Source organism: Delftia sp. ZNC0008, from assembly GCF_000799035.1.
Lineage (GTDB): Bacteria > Pseudomonadota > Gammaproteobacteria > Burkholderiales > Burkholderiaceae_C > Comamonas > Comamonas tsuruhatensis.
Window position 1 is genome coordinate 1 of the sequence record NZ_JTKZ01000123.1, and the last position, 1861, is coordinate 1861.

The 1861-nt window shown below is 68.4% G+C and carries 2 protein-coding genes; both read left to right on the forward strand.

The features are described 5' to 3' along the window. Positions 1–336 (forward strand): ATP-binding protein (locus L995_RS04535; RefSeq protein WP_047469551.1); only part of this gene is annotated, 336 nt, incomplete at its 5' end. A 41-nt stretch (positions 337–377) separates the two neighbouring features. Further along, positions 378–1861 (forward strand): DNA primase (gene dnaG / locus L995_RS04540; protein WP_047469553.1); only part of this gene is annotated, 1484 nt, incomplete at its 3' end.

Genomic DNA, 1861 nt, shown 5'->3' on the forward strand with positions numbered 1-1861 from the left:
TTTGCTCTGGAGGACGTGGTCACCCACATCCTGCGCAATGCCGACAGCTACCGGCCGGCCGGCACGGCCATCACGCTGTCGCTGTCGGCCTCCGAGTCCACCGCCAGCGCCACGCTGCACAACCAGGGCGCCACCATTGCGGAGGACCTGCTGGAGCGCATCTTCGAGCTGGGGGTGTCCGCGCCCCAGGAGCCTTCTGCCGCCAGCGGCGCCGAGCACCGGGGACAGGGCCTGTTCGTGGCCAGGACCTACATGGCCAAGATGGGCGGCACGATCAGGGCCCACAACACGCGCGATGGCGTGGCCTTCACGCTGACCTTCCAGCGCCTGGGCTGAGGGCCGGGCGCTGCCGGCCAGTGCCCCCGGGGCACGGCCGGATGGCCCCGCGAAGGCACAATACGCGGGTGTCCATTCCCCAATCGTTCATCCAGGAGTTGCTCGCGCGCGTCGACGTGGTCGACATCGTGGGCCGTTACGTACAGCTCAGGAAGGGCGGCGCCAACTTCATGGGCCTGTGCCCTTTCCACAGCGAGAAGTCGCCTTCCTTCACCGTCAGCCCCAGCAAGCAGTTCTATCACTGCTTCGGCTGCGGCAAGAACGGCAACGCCATCGGTTTTCTGATGGACCATGCCGGCATGGGCTTCGTCGAAGCGGTGCAGGATCTTGCCGGCCAGGTTGGCCTGCAGGTGCCGCAGGACGACATCAGCCCGGCCGAGCGCGAGCGCCAGGCCGCCCAGAAGCAGAAACAGGCCACCCTCACCGACGTGCTGGAAAAGGCCGGCGAATCTTTCCGCAAGCACCTGAAGGCCTCTCCCCAGGCCATCGACTACCTCAAGCGCCGCGGCGTCTCGGGCGAGACCGCCAGGCGCTTCGGCCTGGGCTATGCGCCCGCCGGCTGGCGCAACCTGGCCAGCGTGTTTGCGCATTACGACGATCCGCAGCTCGAAGAATCGGGCCTGGTCATCGTCGGCGAGGACGACGGCAAGCGCTACGACCGCTTCCGCGACCGGCTGATGTTTCCCATCCGCAACGTCAAGGGCGAGTGCATAGGCTTCGGCGGCCGCGTCTTCGGCGACGAGAAGCCCAAATACCTGAATTCGCCCGAAACCCCGGTGTTTCACAAGGGGCGCGAACTCTACGGCCTGTTCGAGGCCCGCACCGCCCTGCGCGACATGGGCTATGCGCTGGTCACCGAAGGCTATATGGACGTGGTGGCCCTGGCCCAGCTGGGCTTTGCCAACGCCGTCGCCACGCTGGGCACGGCCTGCACGCCCGATCACATTCACAAACTGTTTCGATTTACTGACGCCGTCGTTTTCAGCTTCGACGGCGACGGGGCGGGCCGGCGCGCCGCGCGCAAGGCGCTCGATGCGGCCCTGCCCTATGCCAGCGACACGCGCAGCGTCAAATTCCTCTTCCTGCCCGCCGAACACGACCCGGACAGCTTCATCCGCGAATACGGCAGCGAAGCCTTTGCCCGCTACGTGGGCGACGCGCTGCCGCTGAGCCGCTTTCTCATCGAGGCGGCCAGCGAAGGCTGCGACCTGGGCCAGGCCGAAGGCCGTGCCCACATGGCCAGCAATGCCCGCCCCCTGTGGACGGCCCTGCCTGACGGCGCGCTCAAGCGCCAGCTGCTGGGCGAGATCGCCGAACTCGTGCAGCTCGATGCGCGCGACCTCTCCGACCTGTGGTCGCAGGAAGCCGCTCGCAGCGCCCCGGCGCGGGGCTCCATGGCCGGCGGTGCTTCCCATCCGGGCCAGCAGGCCGGCCATGCACCGGCCGCGCCCGACTGGGGCCAGCCTGTCGAATACGGCGCGCCTTCGGGCTGGCACGAGCGTGGCGGCCATGGAAGCGGCGCGGG